This window comes from Pseudomonas sp. D3-27 (genome assembly GCF_051132165.1).
Lineage (GTDB): Bacteria > Pseudomonadota > Gammaproteobacteria > Pseudomonadales > Pseudomonadaceae > Aquipseudomonas.
Genome location: NZ_CP071667.1, coordinates 1717629 through 1740680, shown reverse-complemented (window position 1 = coordinate 1740680; position 23052 = coordinate 1717629). Strand labels below are relative to the sequence as shown.

Annotated in this window: 24 protein-coding genes; all 24 read right to left on the bottom strand. The window is 60.8% G+C overall.

The window, feature by feature from the left end; translation table 11 throughout:
* Positions 1-11: 11 nt before the first annotated feature.
* Positions 12-2141, bottom strand: coding sequence for a flagellar biosynthesis protein FlhA (gene flhA / locus J3P92_RS08160; protein ID WP_420767367.1), 2130 nt, complete (start codon positions 2139-2141; stop codon positions 12-14).
* 230 nt (positions 2142-2371) lie between these two features.
* Entirely contained in the window at positions 2372-3508 is a 1137-nt protein-coding gene (flhB, locus tag J3P92_RS08155) for a flagellar biosynthesis protein FlhB (RefSeq protein WP_420767368.1), read from the bottom strand.
* Positions 3509-3511: 3 nt separating this feature from the next.
* A complete protein-coding gene (gene fliR, locus J3P92_RS08150; RefSeq protein ID WP_434650327.1) occupies positions 3512-4294 on the bottom strand; it encodes a flagellar biosynthetic protein FliR in 783 nt (260 codons plus the stop codon).
* Positions 4295-4296: 2 nt separating this feature from the next.
* Positions 4297-4566, bottom strand: a complete 270-nt coding sequence (fliQ, locus tag J3P92_RS08145; protein WP_003184009.1) for a flagellar biosynthesis protein FliQ — start codon at positions 4564-4566, stop codon at positions 4297-4299.
* A 23-nt stretch (positions 4567-4589) separates the two neighbouring features.
* Entirely contained in the window at positions 4590-5339 is a 750-nt protein-coding gene (gene fliP, locus J3P92_RS08140) for a flagellar type III secretion system pore protein FliP (RefSeq protein WP_420767370.1), read from the bottom strand.
* A complete protein-coding gene (fliO, locus tag J3P92_RS08135) occupies positions 5339-5776 on the bottom strand; it encodes a flagellar biosynthetic protein FliO (protein WP_434610286.1) in 438 nt (145 codons plus the stop codon). The genes fliP and fliO overlap by 1 nt, the downstream gene beginning before the upstream one ends.
* Positions 5777-6235: a flagellar motor switch protein FliN gene (fliN, locus tag J3P92_RS08130; protein ID WP_420767372.1), complete on the bottom strand. Its 459-nt coding sequence runs from the start codon at positions 6233-6235 to the stop codon at positions 5777-5779.
* A 59-nt stretch (positions 6236-6294) separates the two neighbouring features.
* Positions 6295-7263, bottom strand: coding sequence for a flagellar motor switch protein FliM (fliM, locus tag J3P92_RS08125; protein WP_003184019.1), 969 nt, complete (start codon positions 7261-7263; stop codon positions 6295-6297).
* A gap of 9 nt (positions 7264-7272) precedes the next feature.
* Positions 7273-7776: a flagellar basal body-associated protein FliL gene (fliL, locus tag J3P92_RS08120; RefSeq protein ID WP_420767373.1), complete on the bottom strand. Its 504-nt coding sequence runs from the start codon at positions 7774-7776 to the stop codon at positions 7273-7275.
* A 218-nt stretch (positions 7777-7994) separates the two neighbouring features.
* Positions 7995-9359 carry a flagellar hook-length control protein FliK gene (locus J3P92_RS08115; protein WP_434650326.1) on the bottom strand — a complete coding sequence of 455 codons (1365 nt, stop codon included), beginning with the start codon at positions 9357-9359 and terminating at the stop codon, positions 7995-7997.
* Positions 9360-9444: 85 nt separating this feature from the next.
* Positions 9445-9789: an Hpt domain-containing protein gene (locus tag J3P92_RS08110; RefSeq protein WP_434610278.1), complete on the bottom strand. Its 345-nt coding sequence runs from the start codon at positions 9787-9789 to the stop codon at positions 9445-9447.
* Positions 9790-9820: 31 nt separating this feature from the next.
* Positions 9821-11527 carry an ATP-binding SpoIIE family protein phosphatase gene (locus J3P92_RS08105; RefSeq protein WP_434650325.1) on the bottom strand — a complete coding sequence of 569 codons (1707 nt, stop codon included), beginning with the start codon at positions 11525-11527 and terminating at the stop codon, positions 9821-9823.
* A gap of 5 nt (positions 11528-11532) precedes the next feature.
* Positions 11533-11838 carry an STAS domain-containing protein gene (locus J3P92_RS08100; RefSeq protein ID WP_258648063.1) on the bottom strand — a complete coding sequence of 102 codons (306 nt, stop codon included), beginning with the start codon at positions 11836-11838 and terminating at the stop codon, positions 11533-11535.
* Between the two features lie 102 nt (positions 11839-11940).
* Entirely contained in the window at positions 11941-12390 is a 450-nt protein-coding gene (gene fliJ, locus J3P92_RS08095; protein ID WP_003184033.1) for a flagellar export protein FliJ, read from the bottom strand.
* Positions 12391-12396: 6 nt separating this feature from the next.
* Positions 12397-13755 carry a flagellar protein export ATPase FliI gene (gene fliI, locus J3P92_RS08090; RefSeq protein WP_434650323.1) on the bottom strand — a complete coding sequence of 453 codons (1359 nt, stop codon included), beginning with the start codon at positions 13753-13755 and terminating at the stop codon, positions 12397-12399.
* Positions 13745-14575 carry a flagellar assembly protein FliH gene (gene fliH, locus J3P92_RS08085; RefSeq protein WP_434610273.1) on the bottom strand — a complete coding sequence of 277 codons (831 nt, stop codon included), beginning with the start codon at positions 14573-14575 and terminating at the stop codon, positions 13745-13747. The genes fliI and fliH overlap by 11 nt, the downstream gene beginning before the upstream one ends.
* Before the next feature lie 7 nt (positions 14576-14582).
* Entirely contained in the window at positions 14583-15602 is a 1020-nt protein-coding gene (gene fliG / locus J3P92_RS08080) for a flagellar motor switch protein FliG (protein ID WP_007958288.1), read from the bottom strand.
* Entirely contained in the window at positions 15595-17379 is a 1785-nt protein-coding gene (gene fliF / locus J3P92_RS08075) for a flagellar basal-body MS-ring/collar protein FliF (protein ID WP_258648065.1), read from the bottom strand. Before fliF ends, fliG begins: the two co-directional genes overlap by 8 nt.
* A 15-nt stretch (positions 17380-17394) precedes the next feature.
* A complete protein-coding gene (gene fliE, locus J3P92_RS08070) occupies positions 17395-17721 on the bottom strand; it encodes a flagellar hook-basal body complex protein FliE (protein WP_003184044.1) in 327 nt (108 codons plus the stop codon).
* 249 nt (positions 17722-17970) lie between these two features.
* Entirely contained in the window at positions 17971-19353 is a 1383-nt protein-coding gene (gene fleR, locus J3P92_RS08065) for a sigma-54-dependent response regulator transcription factor FleR (protein ID WP_420767381.1), read from the bottom strand.
* 5 nt (positions 19354-19358) lie between these two features.
* Positions 19359-20567, bottom strand: coding sequence for a sensor histidine kinase (locus tag J3P92_RS08060; RefSeq protein ID WP_434563004.1), 1209 nt, complete (start codon positions 20565-20567; stop codon positions 19359-19361).
* Positions 20568-20677: 110 nt separating this feature from the next.
* Positions 20678-22153: a sigma-54 dependent transcriptional regulator gene (locus J3P92_RS08055; RefSeq protein WP_434563002.1), complete on the bottom strand. Its 1476-nt coding sequence runs from the start codon at positions 22151-22153 to the stop codon at positions 20678-20680.
* A gap of 173 nt (positions 22154-22326) precedes the next feature.
* On the bottom strand, positions 22327-22623 hold the full coding sequence (locus J3P92_RS08050) for a flagellar protein FliT (protein WP_420767383.1): 297 nt from the start codon (positions 22621-22623) through the stop codon (positions 22327-22329).
* Between the two features lie 11 nt (positions 22624-22634).
* The gene (gene fliS, locus J3P92_RS08045) at positions 22635-23030 is read right to left on the bottom strand and encodes a flagellar export chaperone FliS (RefSeq protein WP_092222857.1); all 396 of its coding nucleotides are present in this window, start codon (positions 23028-23030) and stop codon (positions 22635-22637) included.
* Between the last annotated feature and the right edge of the window lie 22 nt (positions 23031-23052).

Here is a 23052-nt window from a genome sequence, read left to right as displayed (position 1 = left end):
AAACCACTACCTCAGCCGTTGGGCCCTACTGTCGCAACGATGGTCACTTGCTTGTTGTCCGGTATTTCCTGGTACGCCAGCACATGCAGCCCCGGGACCGCGAGGCGCCCGAACCGCGAAAGCATCGCGCGTATCGGACCGGCCACCAGCAGGATCACCGGTTGGCCTTGCATCTCTTGCCGCTGGGCTGCTTCGATCAGCGAACGCTGCAGCTTCTCGGCCATGCTTGGCTCCAGCAGAACACCCTCTTCCGAGCCTTGTCCTGCCTTCTGCAGACTATTGAGCAATATCTGTTCCAACCTTGGTTCCAGAGTGATCACAGGCAGCTCAGACTCAGTGCCTACAATGCTTTGGACGATTGCGCGGGATACGCCGACCCGCACCGCAGCCACCAGAGCGGCGGTATCTTGACTCTTCGAAGCGTTGTTGGCGATCGCTTCGGCAATGCTGCGTATGTCGCGCACCGGAACCTGTTCGGCCAGCAGCGCCTGCAACACCTTGAGCAATTGGGACAACGAAACCACGCCCGGCACCAATTCTTCAGCCAGTTTCGGCGAGCCTTTGGCCAGTACTTGCAGCAGTTGCTGGACTTCTTCGTGACCGATCAGCTCGCTGGAATGCTTGTAGAGAATCTGGTTCAAGTGGGTCGCCACGACCGTGCTGGCGTCCACCACGGTATAACCGAGGGACTGGGCCTGGGCCCGCTGGCTGATTTCGATCCACACCGCTTCCAGGCCGAAAGCCGGATCCTTGGCGGTAATGCCGTTGAGCGAACCGTAGACCTGCCCTGGGTTGATCGCCAGCTCGCGGTCCGGGTAGATCTCGGCTTCCGCCAGGATCACGCCCATGAGCGTCAGGCGATAGGCGCTCGGCGCCAGGTCGAGGTTGTCGCGAATGTGGACGGTGGGCATGAGGAAGCCCAGATCCTGGGACAGCTTCTTGCGCACGCCCTTGATCCGCGCCAGCAACTGACCGCCCTGGTTGCGATCGACCAATGGAATCAAGCGGTAGCCGACTTCCAGGCCGATCATGTCGATCGGCGTCACGTCATCCCAACCCAATTCCTTGGTTTCCATGGCACGCGCTGGCGACGGCAGCAGTTCCTGCTGGCGCTTGACCTCTTCCAGCGCCTGGACCTTCTGCACGTTCTGCTTCTTCCAGAACAGGTACGCGCCACCCGCGGCCAAGGCCGCCATGCTCAGGAAAGAAAAGTGCGGCATTCCCGGCACGAGACCCATCACCGCCATCAGGCCGGCCGCCACGGCCAGGGCCTTGGGCGACGCGAACATCTGGCGATTGATCTGCTTGCCCATGTCTTCGGAGCCCGAAGCACGGGTCACCATGATCGCCGCCGCTGTGGATAACAACAGTGATGGCAATTGCGCCACCAAACCGTCACCGATGGTCAGCAACGCGTAGACCTTGCCGGCGTCGCCGAAAGCCATGCCGTGCTGGAAGATACCGACGGCCATGCCGCCAATCAGGTTGATGAACAGGATCAGCAGGCCGGCGATGGCGTCACCGCGGACAAACTTACTTGCACCGTCCATGGACCCGTAGAACTCGGCTTCCTGGGCTACTTCGAGACGGCGCAGCTTGGCCTGGCTCTGATCGATCAAGCCGGCATTGAGGTCAGCGTCGATCGCCATCTGCTTGCCAGGCATCGCGTCGAGGGTGAAACGCGCGCTCACCTCGGAAATCCGCCCGGCGCCCTTGGTCACCACGACGAAGTTAATGATCATCAAGATGGCAAAGACCACGATACCGACCACGTAGTTGCCGCCGATCACCACTTCGCCGAAGGCCTGGATCACCTTACCGGCGGCCTGGTGCCCCTCGTGACCGTGAATCATCACCACCCGGGTGGACGCCACGTTCAGCGCCAGGCGCAACAGCGTCGCCACCAGCAGGATGGTCGGGAAGACGGCGAAGTCCAATGGGCGCAGGGCGTATACGCACACCAGCAGCACCACGATCGACAAGGCGAGGTTGAACGTGAAGAACACGTCCAGCAGGAACGGCGGTACCGGCAGCATCATCATGGCGAGCAGGACCAGCAGCAACAGCGGCACGCCCAGATTGCCCCTGCTGAGGTCTACGACGTTGCTGCGAGCGGTGCTGAGTAACTGAGAGCGATCCACCAATATTCCCCGTTCCTGGAAGCAAACTTTTGACGCCCGGAAGGGGCGCAGGCGGGGTATTGCAAGAAGCTTTCCAACTTTTGCGGGAGGTTGAAATAGAGGCTTTCAAGGGATGCCGACCTGTGGGAGCGGGCTTGCTCGCGATGGCGGAGGGTCAGTTTGTGCGAGCGTTGACTGGAAGACCGCTATCGCGAGCAAGCTCGCTCCCACAGGGGCTTTGGCACCTTGGTTCAGGAATCGCGGCGCAAATCCGGCGGGATGGGCAGGTCCTTGAGCGGTTCTGGCCGCTTGCCCTTGCCGGCGCGGTGCTGGCGGATCTGGTAGACGTAGGCCAGCACCTGGGCGACGGCGAGGTACAAGCCTCCCGGGATTTCCTGGTCAAGCTCGGTGGAGTAGTAGATCGACCGCGCCAATGCCGGAGATTCGAGCAGCATCACTTCGTTGGCGACGGCGATCTCGCGAATCTTCAACGCCAGGAAATCGCTGCCCTTGGCCAGCAGGACCGGCGCATTGCCCTTGTCGGGATCGTACTTGAGCGCGACGGCATAGTGAGTCGGGTTGGTGATGACCACGTCGGCGTCGGGAATCGCCGCCATCATCCGCCGCTGGGAAACCTCGCGCTGCAACTGGCGGATCCGCTGCTTGACCTCCGGCTTGCCCTCCGAGTCCTTGTACTCGTCGCGCACCTCCTGCTTGGTCATCATCAATTTCTGCTTGCTCTGGTAGAGCTGGATCGGCACGTCGATGGCGGCGATGAGGATCAGCCCGCAAGCCATCCACAAGGTGCTCCAGCCGACCAACTGCACGCTATGGATGATGGCTTGCTCCAGCGGCTCATGGGCAATGCGCAGCAGATCGTCGATATCGGCCTGCAACACCGCCAGCGCGACGAACAACACCAGGAGAAATTTTCCGAAAGCCTTGAGCAGTTCCATCAACGCCGTGGTGGAAAACATGCGCTTGATACCGGCGGCCGGATTCATCCGGCTGAACTTCGGTGCCAGGCTACCGGCGGCGAACAGCCATCCGCCCAGGGAAATCGGGCCGATGAAAGCCGCCAACAGCAGAAAAATGAGCACCGGTTGCATTGCAAGCATCGCGATCTTGCCCGAATGCAACAGGTACTGCGTCATAGCGCCCGGCGTGAGCAATACCTCGCGAGGCAAGGAAAAATTCAACCGCATGATTTCCAGCAGATCCAACGCCAGTCCGCCACCGTAAATCAGCAAGCCACCGGCACCGGCGAGCATGATCGCCAGGGTGTTGAGCTCCTTGGAACGGGCAATCTCGCCCTTTTCCCGGGACTGCTTCTTGCGTTTCTCGGTGGGGTCTTCTGTTTTATCCTGACCGCTTTCGCTCTCGGCCATGGTTCAGCGCGCCTGTGCCATGTCGCGTAACAGCTGCAAGGCCTGGGTGGCCAACGGCTGATACTGATTGAGAATGTCCCCCAGGCTGACCCAGAAAATCACCATGCCCAGCACCAGGGTCAGCGGGAAGCCGATGGAAAAGATGTTCAACTGCGGCGCCGCCCGGGTCATCACGCCGAAGGCGATGTTGACCACCAGCAGCGCGGTAATCGCCGGCAACACCAGTACCATCGCCGCGCCGAGGACCCAGCCAAGCTTGCTGGCAATGTCCCAGAAATGATTGACCAGCATCGCGCTGCCTATCGGCAATGTGGTGAAGCTCTCCGTCAATACTTCGAACACCACCAGATGCCCGTTCATGGCGAGGAACAGCAACGTCACCAGCATCGTCAGGAACTGCCCGATAACGGCAGTGTTCACGCCGTTGGTGGGGTCGATCATCGAGGCGAACGCCATGCCCATCTGGATCGAGATGATTTGCCCGGCCACCACGAATGCCTGGAAAAACAACTGCAGCGAAAAGCCCAACAAGGCGCCTATGAGGATCTGTTCGGCCACCAGCATCAACGCGGTGAGGTCCAGGGCGTTGACCGGCGGCATGGGCGGCAGCCCGGGGGCGATGACCACCGTAATCGCCAGAGCGAAATACAGGCGCACACGACCCGGCACCAAGGTCGTGCCGAAGACCGGCATGCTCATCAGCACGGCCGTGACACGAAACAACGGCAGGATGAACGACGCCACCCAGGTACTGATCTGGGTATCCGTCAGCGCGAGCATCGACATCGTCAGCCGATCAACTGCGGAATACTGCCGTACAACTGCAGGATGTATTCCATGAAGGTTTGCACCAGCCAGGGGCCGGCGACGATCAGCGTTACCAGCATCACCAGCAGGCGCGGCAGGAAACTCAGGGTCTGCTCGTTGATCTGCGTGGCGGCCTGGAACATCGCCACGAGCAAGCCAACCAGCAGGCTCGGGATCACCAGGATGGCCACCATCATGGTGGTCAGCCAGAGGGCCTCGCGGAACAGGTCTACCGCTACTTCAGGCGTCATATCGTGCTACCCGCGTGAGAGGTCTAAACACCGCCGAAACTGCCCGCCAGGGTGCCGATGATCAACGCCCAGCCATCCACCAGCACGAACAGCATGATCTTGAATGGCAGCGAAATGATCAGCGGCGACAACATCATCATGCCCATGGCCATGAGGATACTGGCGACCACCAGGTCGATGATCAGGAACGGGATGAATATCATGAAACCGATCTGGAAGGCGGTCTTGAGCTCGGAGGTCACGAACGCCGGCACCAGGATGGTCAATGGCGCCTGGTCGGGGCTGGCAATGTCGGTGCGTTTGGACAGGCGCATGAACAGCTCCAGGTCGCTGCTGCGGGTCTGGGCGAGCATGAAATCCTTGATCGGCACCTGGGCCCTGGCCACGGCATCCTGGGCGCTGAGGGTTTCCGCCAGATAGGGTTGCAGCGCGTCCTGGTTCACCCGGTCGAACACCGGCGCCATGATGAACATGGTCAGGAACAGCGCCATGCCGGTGAGGATCTGGTTCGACGGCGTCTGTTGCAGGCCAAGGGCCTGGCGCAAGATCGAAAAGACGATGATGATCCGGGTGAAACTGGTCATCAGCATGACGAACGCCGGGATGAAACTCAGCGCGGTCATGATCAGCAGGATCTGCAAGCTGACCGAGTATTCCTGTGCCCCTTCGGCGTTGGTGCCCAAGGTGATCGCAGGGATCGACAGCGGGTCGGCGGAGAACGCCAACGGCGCGGCCAGCATCAGGGCCAACGCCAAGAGAATGCGCAACGGCATTACTTTTTATCCTTTTGGTCTTTTCCCAGCAGTTCCATGAGCCGTTGGGCAAACTCGGGCGTGGCCTGCTCCGTGACCGGCACCTGCACCGGTTCCTTCAGGACATGCAGCGCAGTGATGCTGCCAGGACTCAGGCCGAGCAGGATCTGCTCGGTGCCGACCTGCACCAGCACCAGCCGATCCCGTGGCCCCAGCGCGCGGGAACCGACAATGTCGATGACCTGCCCTTTGCCGGCAGGCCCCGCCTGCTGAACGCGTCGCAGCATCCACGCCAGGAAGAAAATCAACCCGAGCACCACCAGCAGGCCCAGCACCAGTTGCGCCAGTTGCCCGGCCATGCCGCTGCCACTCGCCGGCGCAACGGCAGCCGTGGCCACCGGCTCGGCTGCCAGAACACTGAACGGCAGCATCAGGGCTGCGGCGAGAAAGCCTTTCATTCAGCGCAGCTTCTTGATGCGTTCGCTCGGGCTGATCACGTCCGTCAGGCGAATGCCGAACTTCTCGTTGACCACAACCACTTCGCCATGGGCGATCAGGGTGCCGTTGACCAACACATCCAGCGGCTCACCGGCCAGGCGATCCAGCTCGATCACCGAGCCTTGGTTGAGCTGCAGCAAGTTGCGGATGTTGATGTCGGTGCTGCCCACTTCCATGGAAATCGACACCGGGATGTCGAGGATCACGTCCAGGTTGGGACCGTCGAGCGTCACTTGTTCGTTGCTTTTCGGCACGCTGCCGAATTCTTCCATTTGCAAGCGGTTGGACCCATGGTTGCCTGTGTCAGCCGCCAGCAATGCATCGATGTCTGCCTGCCCGGCATCGCCGGTTTCTTCCAGGGCCGCAGCCCACTCATCGGCCAGCGCCTGGTCATCCTGGGTATTCATATCGTCAGCCATCATGTTTCCTCGGCGGGCAAAAATCGGTTAAAAACCAAAACTTAAGAAGTTGACACCGCTCAGCGGCGTTCGATCGGCTCGATCACCTGCAACGCCAGGTTGCCTTTGTGAGAGCCCATCTTGACCTTGAAGGCCGGCACGCCATTGGCGCGCATGATCATGTCTTCCGGCATTTCGACGGGGATGATATCCCCCGGCTGCATGTGCAGGATGTCCCGCAATCGTAGCTGACGCCGGGCGACCGTCGCGCCGATCGGCACGTCGACATCCAGCACGTCCTGGCGCAAGGCGTTGATCCAACGCTCGTCCTGGTCGTCGAGGTCCGACTGGAAACCGGCGTCGAGCATTTCACGCACCGGCTCGATCATCGAATACGGCATGGTCACGTGCAGGTCGCCGCCACCCCCATCGAGCTCGATGTGGAACGTCGAGACGACAATCGCTTCGCTTGGGCCGACGATGTTGGCCATCGCCGGGTTCACTTCCGAGTTGATGTACTCGAAATTCACTTCCATGATCGCCTGCCAGGCTTCCTTCAAATCGACGAAAGCCTGCTCCAGCACCATGCGCACGACACGCAGTTCGGTCGGTGTGAATTCGCGACCTTCGATCTTGGCGTGACGACCGTCGCCGCCGAAGAAGTTGTCCACCAACTTGAACACCAGCTTGGCGTCGAGGATGAACAATGCCGTGCCACGCAGCGGCTTGATCTTCACCAGATTGAGGCTGGTGGGCACGTACAGCGAATGAACATATTCGCCGAATTTCATCACCTGCACGCCACCCACGGCCACGTCGGCCGAGCGGCGCAGCATGTTGAACATACTGATGCGGGTGTATCGGGCGAAACGCTCGTTGATCATTTCCAGGGTCGGCATGCGTCCACGAACGATGCGATCCTGGCTGGTCAGGTCGTAGCTTTTGACGCTGCCCGGTTCAGCAGCGTTTTCGGTCTGCACCAGGCCGTCGTCGACACCGTGCAACAGCGCGTCGATTTCGTCCTGGGACAACAAGTCCTGCACGGCCATGTCGTGTTCCTACTGCAATACGAAGTTAGTGAAGAGCAACTGTTCGATCACCACTTTGCCGAGTTCTTTCTGGGCCACTTCCTGCACGCTGGCCGTGGCTTTCTGACGCAGCATTTCCTGGCCCACCGGAGTGGCCAGGGTGTCGAAACTCTGTCCGGAAAACAGCATCACCAGATTATTGCGAATCAGCGGCATGTGTACACGCAACGCTTCCAGGTCGGCCTGGTTGCGCCCCAGCAAGGTAATGCTCACCTGCATGTAGCGCTGACGACCGTTCTGGGTGTAGTTGGCGACGAAGGCCGGGGCCATCGGCTCGAAAACCGCTGGCTGCTTGCCCACCGGAGCAGCTTCCACCGCCTCGGCCGGCTTGCTCTGGGCGTTGTGCATGAAATACCAGGTCGCCCCCACGGACACGCCCACGGCCAGGAGCAAGCCCACCACGATCAGGATGATCATCTTGAGTTTGCCTTTGGTTGCGGGGTCTTTTACAGCTGCTGCTTCGCTCTTCGCCATGCCAATAATCCGTCGTTAATCGGGGGTTCACTGTTGCATGGCTAGGCTGGAGCAAGTGTTATGCCAGAAGAGAAACGATGGTCGACGCAATTTCGAGAACACCCTAAACCATTATGGGAGCGAGCTTGCTCGCGACGCCGATTTTTCAGCCACCGTTGCAGGTGACTGATCCATCGTTATCGCGAGCCAGCTCGCTCCCACAAGGTTAATGCGTTGAATCAGGCGTAATAATCGACCGCGCTGGTGCCAATGACGCTGGTGGTGCTGGCCGCCACTTCGGCAACGCTGGCCGGCACCTCTTCATCCAGCGAGTCAACTCGGCCGCCGGAGGACGTGGTGCGTCCAGCCTGGGCTTGCTGCTGGGCCTGTTGATCCTGGTTCTGCGAGCCACGGGATTGATCCGACACGCTGACGTCGACCTGCCCCATTCCCTGCTGGGCGAAACTGTCACGCAGACGATGCATCTGGCCTTCGAGGGCTTCGCGCACGCCTGAGTGGGCGCTCATGAAGGTCACCTGGGTCTGCTGGTCTGGAATCATGTTCACCCGAATATCCAGGCGTCCGAGCTCGGCAGGTTGCAACTGGATGTCGGCCGCCTTGAGATTGGCGCTCGACAAGTACATCACCCGGTTGACCACCTCCTCGGTCCAGCCGCCCTGGTTCATGGCGATGGGCTGATTGACCGGCACCGCGTTGGCGGTTTTCGGTGTGGCGGCCTGGGTCAGCGCCGCCAGGCGGTTGGCAAAGTCATCCACGCGCGTATCGCTGGAAGCGGCCGTCAGATCCTTGAGGCCTTCGCTGATCAGGCCACTGAACGCCTTGTCACCCCCCTGGCTGCCGGCACCGGTGCTGTCCTGGTCGGCTTGCACGGTGAGCATGCTCGCCATACCGGCGGCGAACGTCTGGGCCGAAGTCGGCTCACCATCGAGAGACGCCGGCGCAGCGGTCTTGGACTGCGCCTGGCTGGAAGCGGACACGTGGCCGCTCTGCTCCATCGCCAACCGCAACGCCGGTAGTGCGTCGAGCGGATCGGCCTGCGGGTCGAACTCCGGGTCCGTCACCGGCGCCGAGGCATTGGCCGCCACACTCGGGGCAACGGGAGCCGCTACCGCCGCAGTGACTTGGGCCTCGATCGTAGGCACCACGGCAGGCTGCGCCTCAGCGACGCCCTCTGGAATAACGGTGCCCGGCAACAACGCAGGGTCCAGCGTCGGATCGACAGGCGCGGCATCCGCTACCGGCGTTTCTGGCGCATCGCTGTCGGCATCATCCGCCGTCTTGCTGCCGGCAGTGGTCGGCTTGTCGGCGGGCAAGGGTTTGCCGCTATCGGCAACCGCCGGCTCCGGAGCGGCAGTATCGCTGCCCGCGTCCTTCTTGGCGGCATTGTCGGCGGTCTTGTCGCGCACCGGTTTTGCCGATGGCTCAGGCACCGCCGGTGATTTGACGGGTGCCTGCTTGGCGAAGACCTGGGCGAAGCTGGAGGCTCTGTTCTCGGCGTCCGGACCTGCTGCCAGTGGATTGACGGCGGCCTGCGGCTTGGCCTGGGCGGTGGCCTGGAGCAGTGTGTTGGGTGTAACGGGCATAAGATGGTCTCCGCTGCACTGGAATCATAGATGCAGTTGAGACAGGGCAATGCAAGGGACGGGCCAATGAAGCAAACGGGATGCTTCAGCAGTGAAAGCTTTCGCGCTCTTCTCGACAAAGCGTACGAACGTGAGCGAATTCGCTATCGATTTCATTGACCAGGCTCTCGATACCGTGCAGCGACGGCTCCTTGGCACGCTGCTCCAGCTCACCACACAGCTCGGCCAGGCGAATGGCGCCCATGTTGCTGCTGCTGCCCTTGAAGCTATGGGCAGTAGCACTGAGCATTTGCGCGTCCCTCGCCTCGTGCAGTACACGAAGGCGGGCTTCGGAATCCTTGAGGAAAGTATCCAACAGCTCCGGATACCCGTCCTCCATGACTTCCTTCAACGTGCTCAGCACGTCGAGATCCAGATGAACTTCGTTCACTTGTTCGCTCCCTGATCAAGAATGGCCCCGATTATGACAGAGCCCCCCAGAAAAACTCCACGCGCGCACTACGACCATCGTCGGACCAGGAGGCCTGATGACAGAGTTGGCGCACCAGGCTCACGCCGCGCCCGGACAATCGATCCCGGTCCAGCGGCCGCGCCAACACCTTGGCGACATCGAAGCCCTTTCCGCTGTCTTCGACTTCAATGATTAGTCTGCCACCGTCGCCCTGGGGCGTGACGTGCAGATGCACCCGCACGTGACCATCGTCCAGCTTGTCCAGACGCGCGCCGCGCTCCTGATAGTAACGAGCAAAACCGGTCGCATCACGCTTCAGGCTGGAGTCGAGCCCCAGCACCCCGTGTTCCAGGGCGTTGGAATAAAGCTCCGACAACACGTTGTATAGTGCTCCACTCTGCGCCCTTAGCCCGTGGACCTCCAACAATAATTGCAGCAGGTAAGGCATCGGGTTGAAGCGCTTAAGTGTTTGCGCGCGGAATTCGAAACTCAACGACCAATCCAGCGGACTGGACTGGCCACTATCGGAATAGACCGGTGGCGGCGGGTTGAGTTGCGTCGGCGCGACCAGCCGCACCTCGACCATGCTGAAGTCATCACGGGCCTCACCGCGAAAATCCCGCAAGGCTTGCTGGATATCCTCGAAGAGACGGTCGGGTTCGCGGTTGGCCGAGAACACCTGCTGCAACCGCTCCACGCCAAACGGTTGATCATCGTGGTCGCTGGTTTCTATCACTCCGTCGGACAACAGGAAGACCCGATCACCCACCGACAGCGAGTGGACCTCGGTGCGATCGTCGAACAACTGGGGCGTCAGCACACCCAGCGGCAAGTGCCGCGCCGGCAACGGCGTGCGCACGCCACTGAGGCTGTCGTGCAGATACCCGTCAGGCATGCCGCCATTCCAGACCTCGACGGTGCAGCGCTGGAAACTCATGCTTAACAGCGTCGCGCAACAGAACATATCCACCGGCAGGATGCGCTTGAGCTTGGCATTCATCTCCCGCAGGATCTGCGCCAGGCCATATCCTTTGGCCGTCATCCCGTAGAACACTTCCGCCAGCGGCATCGCGCCGACCGCCGCCGGCAGGCCGTGCCCGGTAAAATCGCCGAGCAGGATATGCATGTCGCCGGCCGGGTTGAACGCGGCCAGCAGCAAGTCGCCGTTGAACAAGGCATAAGGTGATTGCAGATAACGGATATTCGGCGCGCTCAGGCAACCGGAGTGGGCAATCTTGTCGAACACGGCCTTGGCGACCCGCTGCTCATTGAGAAGGTAATCGTGGTGTCGGGCGATCTGGTCGCGCTGCTCGACCACCGTGGCCTGCAACCGACGCAAGCGGTCCATGGCCTTGATTTTCGCAGCCAGGATGACTTGGTTATAGGGTTTCGCCAGGAAGTCATCCCCACCGGCCTCAAGGCATCGGGCGAGCCCTTCGCTTTCGGTCAATGAGGTGAGGAAAATGATCGGGACCAACTGATCCCCGGCCAATTGCTTGATCTTCTGCGCCGCTTCGAAGCCATCCATGACCGGCATCATCGCGTCCATCAGCACAAGATGAGGACGCTGCTCCAGATAGACGTCGACCGCCTCGGCGCCATCGGCGGCGGTGAGCACGTGGTGCCCCTGGCGACGGACAATGGTCGACAACAGCAGTCGGTCGGCGGCACTGTCTTCGGCAATCAGGATCGTCAGCGGCTCCGGCGACGATTGCATGGCGATCAACTGATATCGAACAGCTTGTCGAAATTGGAAATCGCGAGGATTTTCTTGACGTCGCTGCTGCTGTTGACGACGCGGATATCCGATTCGTCGCCACCGGCATGGTCACGCAACAGCAGGAGCATGCCCAAGGCAGAGCTATCTAGGTAAGTGGCCTCTTTCAGATCCACCACGATGGACTCGGGTTTCGTGTTGAGCTTTTCATAGGACTCACGAAACTCCTGATGCCGGCCAAAATCGAAGCGGCCCTTGATCGAGATCGTCAGTTTTTGCCCATCAGGAGATACTTCGGTAACGACAGACATATTCACTTCCTTGTCGTGGACATACGTGTACAAGGTTTAGCACCTGGTAGAGGTCTGAGCAAGGTTTCAAATCGCCTGCCCGACAAAACTCTACCGCCAATATCAATACGGGTCCTGACGCGGCAAGCGCTGGGACAATTCATCCAGCAGTTTCTGCTCACGCTTATCCTCCAATTGCCGCGCCTCGTCGATGTAACGCTGTACCAGCTTGCGCAGCCCCTCGACTCGGGCGAACGCTTCCTGCCAACTCTGGCGAGCCTTCTCGAGATTGTTCTGGTGCCATACCAGGCTTTGGCGCTGCTGATCGATGGCGGTGCCCAATTGGGCCAGGAACCCCTGGTAACCCAACAACCACTGCCCGGAAACGCCGTGGCTGCCACGGGCAATCCACTGTTCCTGGTATTCCAGACGAAAATTCTCCAGGTCAGCCAGCTTGCTTTCAGCAACAGCCACTTGCCCCTGGAAATACGCCAACCGCTGTACAGCGGTTTTCTCAGCCTTTTCCGCCATGTCCACCACCGGTGCCAGGCGCGCCGCACGACTCGTGGCCATGATCGGTTACGTGCCGGAGACTGGGGCGAAAATGGTTTGCAGGTGCGCTTCGCTGGCGCCCATGCCGATGCTGTCATTCAGCGCCTGGCGCAGATACACCGCCATGGCCGGATAGAGGTTGATGGCCGTGTCGGTTTCGCGATCGCCGCCAGGCACATAGGCACCTACGCTGATCAGGTCGCGACTCTGCTGGTAACGGGACCAGTACTGCTTGAACTGTTGCGCCCGCTTCATGTGCTCGGGGCTGATCACCGATGGCATGACCCGGCTGATCGACGCTTCGATGTCGATGGCGGGGTAATGTCCTTCTTCCGCCAGACGCCGGGACAATACGATATGGCCGTCGAGCACACCACGGGCCGAGTCGGCGATCGGATCCTGTTGGTCGTCGCCCTCGGACAGCACGGTGTAGAACGCGGTGATGGAGCCACCGCCCTTCTCCGCGTTTCCGGCGCGTTCCACCAATTTCGGCAGCTTGGCGAAGACTGAAGGCGGATACCCTTTGGTCGCCGGAGGTTCGCCGATGGCCAGGGCGATTTCCCGCTGGGCCTGGGCGAAACGGGTCAGTGAGTCCATCAGCAACAGGACATTCTTGCCCTTGTCGCGAAAATATTCAGCGATACGCGTGCAGTACATGGCGGCACGCAGGCGCATCAATGGCGCATCGTCCGCCGGCGAAGCCACCACCACGGAACGTTTGAGCCCTTCTTCGCCGAGGATGTGCTCGATGAATTCCTTCACCTCGCGACCCCGCTCGCCGATCAAGCCCACCACGATGATGTCGGCTTCGGTAAAGCGGGTCATCATGCCCAGCAGCACACTCTTGCCCACACCAGTACCGGCGAACAGGCCCAGGCGCTGGCCGCGTCCAACCGTCAACAAACCGTTGATGCAACGAATGCCCACGTCCAGCGGTACGCTGATGGGGTCGCGCTTGAGCGGGTTGATCGTCGGGCCATCCATCGGCACCCAATCTTCAGCCTTCATACCGCCCTTGCCGTCCAGGGCCCGTCCAGCGCCATCCAGCACCCGGCCGAGCATGCTCATGCCCATGGGCAGGCGACCGGTATCGGCCAGCGGTACCACGCGGGCACCCGGGGCGATGCCGGCGACACTGCCCACCGGCATCAGGAATACCTTGCTGCCGGAGAAACCCATGACCTCGGCTTCGACCTCCACCGGGTGATAACTGTCATCGTTGATCACCAGGCAACGACTGCCCATGGCGGCACGCAAGCCTTCCGCCTCAAGGGTCAGGCCGACCATACGCAGCAGACGACCTTCCAGGATCGGCTGGCCGGCCAGTTCGGTGGCCTCGGCGTAGCTGCCCAGGCGCTTGCCAAAGCTGGTTCGCTCAAGGCGCATCGCGGCTGTCCGTTGCGCCAACAAGCGGTTCGTCACCGTCCGGATCGACGATGACAGCGGCCTTGGGTTCGTCCGGCAGATCCAGGCTGAGGTCGGCCGGAGCCGGATGCAGGGCCTGTTCGTGCAGTTGGTCAAAGAGTTTCGCCATGATCTGGCTGATGCGCGTCTCGATTGTCGCGTCGATGCGGCTGTGCTCGGTTTCTACGCGGCAACCGCCCGGCAGCAGGGACTCGTCCTCGACGATGCGCCAGGTTTCCTCGTGGCGCTCGCGCAGGGCCTTCACCAGTTCGAAGTCCTGAGGATTGATGTACAGCCGCACGTTGCCCACGCCCAGCGGCAGCAGCTTGAGGGCTTCGCGCATGACGTGTTCGATCTGGCTCGAATCGATCGCCAGCTCGCGCTGGATCACTTGGCGGGTGATGTGCTGCACCAGCCCGACCAATGACTTTTCGATCTGGGTGTCCTGCTCGGCGATGGGCTCGAACAGATTGAGCATCAGTGATTCCAACGCACGTAGCTTCGCCGTCAGCGCCACGTCGGCTTCCTGGCGAACCTTGATCGTCGTGCTGTGGAAACCTTCTTTCTCGCCAATGGCGAAGCCTTCGTTGTAAGCCTCCTGACGAATGCTCTCGACTTCTTCGAGGGTCAGTGGCTGGACTTCCTCCAGCGGCACCTCCTCCATCTCCGGCAGTTCTTCCACCGGCTCCGGCTCGGGCTCGGGCACGAAGGGGTCGAAACTGGGCAGCGACCAGACGTCGAAACCTCCGACGTCCCGGGCGCGGATCAGGTCGCTGGGTGCATCATCACTCTTGGCAGACATAACGACCTTAGATCATCTCTTCGCCGCCCTTGCCACCGAGCACGATTTCTCCGGCTTCGGCCATACGGCGGGCGATGGTGAGGATTTCCTTCTGTGCGGTTTCCACGTCGCTGACGCGCACCGGGCCCTTGGCCTCGAGGTCGTCGCGCAACAATTCGGCCGCTCGTTTGGACATGTTCTTGAAGATCTTCTCCTTGACGCCTTCGTCCGAACCCTTGAGGGCCAGGACCAGAACGTCGGAGGACACTTCGCGCAACAGAGCCTGGATACCACGATCGTCGACATCGGCCAGGTTGTTGAACACGAACATGAGGTCTTCGATCTGACCGGACAGGTCTTCGTCGACTTCGCGAATCGAGTCCATCAGTTGACCTTCGATCGAACTGTCGAGGAAGTTCATGATGTCCGCCGCGCGTTTGATACCGCCCAAGGTGGTGCGCGAGGCATTGGAGTTGCCCGAGAACTGCTTCTCGAGAATCTGGTTCAGTTCTTTCAGGGCCGCCGGCTGCACGGTGTTCAACGACGACACACGCAGGATGATATCGAGGCGAACCTTATGGTCGAAGTTGCCCAGCACTTCACCGGCCTGGTCCGGGTCGAGGTACGCCACCACGATCGCCTGGATCTGGGGGTGTTCGTAACGGATCACGTCGGCAACCGCGCGCGGCTCCATCCACTTGAGGCTGTCCAGGCCGCTGGTGTTGCCACCCAGCAGGATCCGGTCGATCAGGCCGTTGGCCTTGTCCTCGCCCAGGGCCTGGGTGAGCATCTTGCGCACGTAGTCGTCGGAACCGACGCCCAGGCTGGTCTGGTCGCCGACGATGTCGACGAACTCGCTCATGACCTGCTCGACCTGCTCGCGATGGACATTGCCCATCTGGGCCATGGCCACGCCAACGCGCTGGACCTCTTTGGGCCCCATGTGACGCAGCACTTGGGCGGCGTCGGTCGAACCCAGGGACAGCAGCAGGATCGCGGCTTTGTCGACCCGGGACAATTTGGCAACAGCGGCTCGATTATCACTCATCTGCGTTAATCCACTCTTTCACGACCTGGGCCACACGACCCGGATCTTCTGCCACCAGACTCTTGATGGCGTTCAACTGAGCGTCGTAGCCTTCGCTCGGGCTTGGCAGCAGGATGCTCTGCGGCCCGCCGAGGCTGACGCGATCGTTGGCCAATTCGCCATCCAGGCCGCCCATGCCTCCCAGCTCTACATCGCCCAAGCCTGCCAACTGCTTGTTCTTGCCGCCACCGGTGATGTTGTTCAGCACCGGGCGCAACACGCCGAATACCAGTATCAGGATGAACAACACACCCAATACTTGCTTGACCACATCCCAGAACCAGGGTTGCGAATAAAACGGAATGTCGGCGATTTCTTCACCGCGCTCCAGGGAGAACGGCACGTTGATCACGCTGACGCTGTCGCCACGGCTGGCGTCGAAACCAACGGCGTCCTGCACCAGGCGAGTGAAGCGCGCCAATTCGTCGGCGCTCCACGGCGCGCGGCTGGTTTCGCCGTTGGCCGGGTTGATCTTGACCTGATCGTCCACGACGACGGCGACCGACAGGCGATTCAAACGGCCCTGCTGCTGCTTGGTGTGGCTGATGGAACGGTCGAGCTCGAAGTTCTTGGTGGATTGTTGACGCTTGTCGGCCGGGTACGGCGCAAGCATCGGCTGGCCGGTGGCCGGGTCCATGATCTGTTGGCCGTTGGCATCGATCAGCGGCTGGCCGGGCTGCACCATGCCCGCGGCGGCGGTGGCGCCACCGGTGGTTTGCGGCGCGCTGGCCGGCGACGGCGGCTGGTTGCTCAGGGCACCCGGCACGCCTTGCGGTCCATTGCTGGCGGTACGCTGTTCGTTCACCGACTGCTCGCTGCGCAACGCGGGTTGATCCGGGTTGAATTGCTCGGAGGTCGATTCGACCGCACTGAAATCCACGTCCGCCGAGACTTCGGCCTTGTAGCGGCCATTGCCCAGGATAGGTTGCAGGATGTTATGCACCCGCTGGGTGAACATGCCTTCCATGCGGCGGCTGTAATCGTATTGCTTGCCGGCCATGGTCAGTTCGGAGTTTTCCGCCTGGTCGGACAGCAGGTTGCCCTTCTGGTCGACCACGGTGATTTGCGACTTGCTCAGTTCGGGAACGCTGGTCGCCACCAGGTTGATGATGGCAACGACTTGGCCTGGCTCCAGGGAGCGGCCGGAATACAGTTCAACCAGTACCGAAGCACTCGGCTTGCGCTCATCGCGCACGAACACCGAGCTTTTCGGGATCGCCAAGTGCACACGGGCAGCCTTGACGTTGTTGAGGCTGGAGATGGTGCGCGCCAGTTCGCCTTCCAGGCCGCGACGATAACGAGTCGCTTCCATGAACTGGCTGGTGCCCAGGCCCTGGTCCTTGTCCAGAATCTCGAAACCGATGTTGCCATCGGTCGGTGTCACGCCAGCGGCAGCGAGCTTGAGGCGCGCGCGCGCCACGTCGTCGGCCTTGACCAGCAAGGCGCCAGAATTGGGTTCAACGGTGTAGGGAATGTCGGCAGAAGCCAGGGTTTCCATGACCTGCTTGGCGTCCATGCCTTCCAGGCTACCGTACAACGGACGGTAGTCTGGCTGCTGGGACCACAACACGACGGCGAAACCAATCGCCACGCTGGCAGCCAGGCCGACCAACAGGCCAACCTGACGCAGCATGGTCATCTCGGAGAGGTTTTCCAGGAAAGACAGACCGAACAACGGCGGTTTGCCGTCTACCGGAGTGGCCTTGGCTGGAACGTTATCAACGGCTGCTTCTGCCATGACTCAATAGTTTCCTTAGACCGGCATCTGCATGATGTCTTGGTAGGCTTGAACCAGTTTGTTACGTACCTGGGTCAACGCCTGAAACGAGACACTGGCTTTCTGCGAAGAGATCATTACATCCGTCAGGTCGACGCCACTTTTACCAATCTCGAAAGCACTGGCCAACTGGTTCGAAGCCTGCTGGGTATCGTTCACTTTATTGACGGCCTGACCGAGCATGTCGGAAAAGCTGCTGCCACCCACCTGGGGGACCGCTACCGATTTCGGCTGGGCCATGGCGTCCATTTGCATGGACCGCATGTCCAACATCAATCGATTAAATTCAATACCTTGGCTCATGGTCTATTCTCTCTGGCGGCCCGCATTTTTTTGACACTTACTCAGCGGGTACGTAGGTGTTAGCAACAAGGGTGCCAGCTCGATGGCCGTAAAAAACAAATGCATGCGCGAGCTCATCCGGACTCATGTGCGAGCGAGCCTGCTCGCGATAGCGGTCTGTCAGTCAACATCTACATCGCCTGAATCACCGCCTTCGCGAGCAGGGCTCGCTCCCACAGATTTAGAGGTGCAACTGCTTGGATCAATGATTCAACTGGCGAAAAGGTAAGCCTCCACATCCATCCCGGCATCACGCATTTGCGCCAACTTGTAGCGCAGGGTTCGGGGACTGATGCCGAGGCGTTCGGCCGCTTCCTTGCGACGGCCGCGCTCGGCGCGCAGGGTGTCGATGATCATCTGGAATTCGCGACGACGCAGATCGTCCTCCAACGCACCGGCTGATTCGGCTACCTCGACCGGAGGCACTACCGGCGCCAGCGGCGGTACCGGCAAAGGCGCACAAGCCACCGGACCGGCCAGGCAGAAATCCTCGGGCTGGATCAAGCCGCCCTGCTGCAGGATCAGCGCCCGCTGGATCGCGTTATCCAGTTCCCGGACGTTACCGGGCCAGGGATACCCGATCAGGCAAGCCTGTGCCTCGGCGGACAGGCGCGCCGTTGCGTGCTTCATTTTATTGACGTGCTTGGCCAGCAGACGCTCGGCCAGCGGCAGGATATCGGCGGTGCGCTCGCGTAACGGACGCCAGGCCAACGGAAAAACCGACAGCCGGTAATAAAGGTCTTCCCGGAAACGCCCCGCCGCCACTTCGCCCGCCAGGTCGCGGTTGGTCGTCGCGACCACCCGGATGTCCAGGCTGATGGGCTTGCGCGCGCCGACCCGCTCCACTTCTCGCTCCTGCAACACCCGCAGCAATTTTGCCTGCAGGCCCAGGGGCATCTCAGAGATTTCATCCAGCAGGATGGTGCCGCCATCGGCCTGTTCGAACTTGCCAGCCTGGGCCGCGATGGCGCCGGTGAACGAACCCTTTTCGTGGCCGAACAATGTTGCTTCGAGCATGTTGTCGGGAATCGCCGCGCAGTTGATGGCAATGAACGGCTCGCTGGCGCGACGGGACTGCTGGTGAATATAACGGGCCAAGACTTCCTTGCCCGTACCGGACTCACCGGAAATCAATACGGTTGAATCGCTGCGTGCCACCCGCGCGGCCAATTCCAGCAGCTGCGCACTGGCCGGCTCGATCGCCACCGGGCCTTCACCTTCAACGGCAAGGCTTCCCAGGGCATGGCGCGCCACCAGGTCAAGCAGCGCCTTGGGCTCGAACGGCTTGACCAGATAGTCCGCCGCCCCCTGGCGCATGGCATCCACTGCTCGTTCGACCGCACCGTGGGCCGTCATCAACAGGACTGGCAATTGAGGCTGGCGCGCCCGCAGTAAACCGAGCAACTGATGGCCGTCCATGCCCGGCATATTGACGTCGCTGACCACCAGGCTGAACGGCTCACGGGCGACCGCCAACAACGCCTCCTCCGCCGAACCGACGACGGCATGATCATGCCCGGCCAACAGCAGTGTATCGGCGAGCGCCTCGCGCAGGGCACGATCGTCCTCCACCAGCAAAACCTTGATTGCCATTGCCTTCACTCCACCCTTGGCACACTGGAAAACAGCGGCAGGAGGACCAGCGCACACGTGCCGCGCCCCGGCCGCGAGCGCAACTGCAATTCACCCTGATGGGCCCGCGCCACGGCCTTGACCACGGTCAGACCGAGGCCCGTCCCGGTGGTCTTGGTGGTGAAAAAAGGCTCACCCAGGCGGGTCAACACGGCTGGATCGATGCCGCTGCCGTTGTCGCTGACACACAGGCGCAACGTGCTGCCACGGGTGTATAGGTGGACTTTCAGGCGAACGTCGCCGTCGCCCGCCTGGATCGCGTTTTCAATCAGGTTCAATACCGCGCCCACCAGCGTGTCGCGGTTGCACAGGACTTCGCCCGCGCGGCTGTCACACTGCCAGCGGATCGGCAAACCCTGTACGTGGGTCGACGCTGCGGCCTGCAAGGATTGCAGCAACGCCTTGGGCGTCACGCGGTCGGTCAACGGCAATTCGCCGCGGGCAAACACCAGCATGTCGCGGACCTGGTGCTCCAGCTCATGCAAGCGTTCCTTCAGGCGGCCGGCGAAGCGCTGCTGGGTATCCATCGGCAGTTGCTGTTCAGTCAAATGACTGGCGTAGAGCAACGCGGCGGACAGCGGCGTACGGATCTGATGGGCCAGCGACGCCACCATCCGCCCAAGGGAAGACAGCCGCTCGTGGCGAGCCAGCTGATCTTGCAGGTGACGGGTTTCAGTCAGGTCGTTGAGCAGCACCAACTGCCCGGGCTCGGCGTCAAGCGAACGGGTCGAGATAGAAAGGCGTCGACCGTCCTTGAGGGAAATCTCATGGCCGTCATCTTCGCGAGGAGCGAAGCAGCGGGCAATCACATGCCGCCACAGCTCGCCCTCCAATGGCAGGCCGAGCAGCTCGCACGCTGCCGGGTTGGCTTCGCGCACGAAACCGTGCTCATCAATGACAATGACGCCGCCAGGCAAGAGGTCGAGGAGGTTTTGCAGCCGATTGGCCAGGCGTTCTTTTTCCGCCAACTCCTGCATGCGCTGAGCGCTGACCACCGCCAGCTCACCCTTGAGCTCGGTGACCCGGGCTTCGAGCAGGCTGTAGGAGTCGGATAACTGGCTGGAGACCTGGTTAAACAGCGAAAACGCCTGCTCAAGTCCAAGCCGGCTAGCCTGCTCGGCGGACGGCATGAGTCCCGGCTCAGGGACAGGAGACATCAGGGCGGCTTGGGTCATCGTGCTCTCTCGCTTGGCTGACCGTCAGTTAAACGGAACGTTGCGAGGGCAGTAGCAATACCCGTGCCGAAAAAAAACCGCCCAGAAATCAGGCGGTTGTAAAACAGGCGTCAATCATCCGCCTGTTCATCTCCTTCGCGACGGCTCATGCCGTACTTGCGCATCTTTTCCACCAGAGTCGTGCGACGGATGCGCAGGCGTTCCGCCGCGCGGGCGACGATGCCGTTGGCATCGTCGAGCGCCTGCTGGATGAGGCCCTGCTCCAGGCCTCCCAGATAATCCTTCAGATCCAGGCCTTCCGGCGGCAGCATCGCGTTACTGGTGAAGTCCGGCGTATGGCCATTGATCGCTACGCGCTCTTCCAAGTCGCTGCGCAAGCTGTCGACCATCTGCTCGTCTTCGTCGTCGACGTAGCGGAACTTCTTCGGCAACTCGGCCACGCCGATCACGCCGTAGGGGTGCATGATCGCCATGCGCTCCACCAGGTTGGCCAACTCGCGGACGTTGCCCGGCCAGCCATGGCGGCAGAGGGACATGATCGCCGCGGAGTTGAAGCGGATCGAACCGCGCTTCTCATGCTCCATGCGCGAGATCAATTCGTTCATCAGCAGCGGGATGTCTTCGACCCGCTCACGCAGCGGCGCCATTTCGATCGGGAATACGTTGAGGCGGTAATAGAGATCCTCGCGGAAACTGCCGACCTCGATCATGCTTTCCAGATTCTTGTGAGTCGCGGCGATGATCCGCACGTCGACGCTCTGGGTCTTGTTGCTGCCCACGCGTTCAAAGGTGCGCTCTTGCAGCACGCGCAGCAGCTTGACCTGCATCGGCAGCGGCATGTCGCCGATTTCATCGAGGAACAGCGTTCCGCCGTTAGCCAATTCGAAACGCCCGGCGCGACTGGTAATTGCGCCGGTGAAGGCGCCCTTCTCGTGGCCGAACAATTCGCTTTCCAGCAACTCGGCTGGGATCGCCCCGCAGTTGACTGGAACGAACGGCGCTTCGCGGCGCTTGGAATGGTAATGCAGGTTGCGCGCAACCACTTCCTTGCCGGTGCCGGACTCACCCAGGATCAGCACGCTGGCGTCGGTGTCGGCCACCTGCTGCATCATCTGGCGCACGTGCTGGATCGCACGGCTGGTGCCGACAAGGCTGCGGAAAAGATTGGGTTCACGATGCCGGCCGCGTTCACGGGCCTGGTCATACATTTCGCGATAAACCTGGGCACGGTGCAGCGAATCAAGCAATTTGCTGTAGCTGGGCGGCATTTCCAAGGTGGAAAGTACCCGGCGGCGCTGGTCTTCCGGCAGGTCTAGGGAAGAATTTTCGCCCATCAGCAAAACGGGAAGGAACTCATCCCAGGTTGAGAGTGTCTTTAGCAAGCCCAAAAGCGATGCGGGGGCATTTACGGTCCCGATAAGGACGCAAATGACTTCACGGCTGGACGACAATGAGCCGACAGCCTGCTGCCAGTCATGGCTGCCGCAGGGTAAATTTTCTTCGCCGAGAAAATTAAGGATCACCGCCAGGTCGCGGCGGCGGACGCTATCGTCATCGATCAGGAGAATTTTGGTTTCACGCCACATGCAATAGCAACTTCCCTAGTCAACTCAGTGCCCGAATTTGGGGGCAAGCTAGACGCTTGCAGACTTGTCATGCCTGTAGACGCCTGAAATCTGTAAACAGCCACTAGTTAAGTCAAAAAATCGTGCACAGTCAAATTTATGGCGCACTTTGTTCGGATTAAATGAAAATTAAATCATCCGAACAGGTGATAAACCTTCGCCGCGTTCTGTGCCTGGTTAATCTGTGACATTTCGTTCACGATCGCCTGACGTTCCCCCGTCGCGGCATCCAGCAACTGCCGATACACGCCAAGCAACTCTTCCAGGTTGTTACGCAACGCCGCCTCGTCCACCTCGGACTCGCCCATGACGTCTTCCATGCAGGAACGGCACGCCAGATCCAATTGACCGATGGCCTCCCAATTGCGCTCAGCCAGGGCATCAACCAGGGCATCTCGGGTTTGTTCTATGCGCTGCAAGACAAGACTCATGAGCTTATTCCTCAGAATTGCGGGCCAGGTGGCGCGATACCGTCCCAGCCTTCCTTGACCGTGCGCAGTAGATCAGCAACTTCGTCGAGGATCTTCGGATCGGTCTTGGCGTTGGCTTCGGCGAGACGTTTCATCATGTAGGTGTAAAGAGCATCCAACTCGGCTACCGACTCGGCCTGGTTTTCCAGATCCAAGCCTTCACGCAGGCCACCCACGATACCGATGGCCTTACTGATCAGTACGCCTTTGTTGGCTATGTCCTTGCGCTCCATAGCGCCCTTGGCCTGGGCGATACGGTCCAACCCACCTTCCATGAGCATCTGCACGAGACGATGGGGACTTGCTTCGGAGGTTTGCGCCTGGGCGCCAATCTTCTGGTATTGGCGAAGGGCTAACATCGGATTCATGTTCTACCTCATCAAAAACTTC